The sequence below is a fragment of the Bartonella sp. PS17NMGDW genome, from assembly GCF_042193555.1.
In the GTDB taxonomy this organism is placed as follows: domain Bacteria; phylum Pseudomonadota; class Alphaproteobacteria; order Rhizobiales; family Rhizobiaceae; genus Bartonella; species Bartonella grahamii.
The window spans coordinates 193333-193621 of record NZ_JBHILY010000003.1; the positions used below are offsets into that span (position 1 = coordinate 193333).

Annotated in this window: 1 protein-coding gene; it reads right to left on the reverse strand. The window is 37.7% G+C overall.

Features of this window, described 5'->3' with window-relative positions:
* Positions 1-289, reverse strand: a 289-nt coding sequence (locus tag ACFIJK_RS03605) for a hypothetical protein (RefSeq protein ID WP_375626566.1), incomplete at both ends; no start/stop codon positions are given.

The window sequence follows — 289 nt, forward strand, 5'->3', positions numbered from 1 at the left end:
AATTGAAGACAATTCTGTTCCCCTTGTGCAATAATATCTTGATATCCAACGCACTCTTTTTCTTTTCGCTCAAGTTGTTCAGTCAATTGAAGACAATTCTGTTCCCCTTGTGCAATAATATCTTGATATCCAACGCACTCTTTTTCTTTTCGCTCAAGTTGGTCAGTCAATTGAAGACAACTCTGTTCCCCTTGTGCAATAATATCTTGATATCCAGCGCACTCTTGCTCTTTTCGCTCAAGTTGTTCAGTCAATTGAAGACAATTCTGTTCCCATTGTGCAATAATAT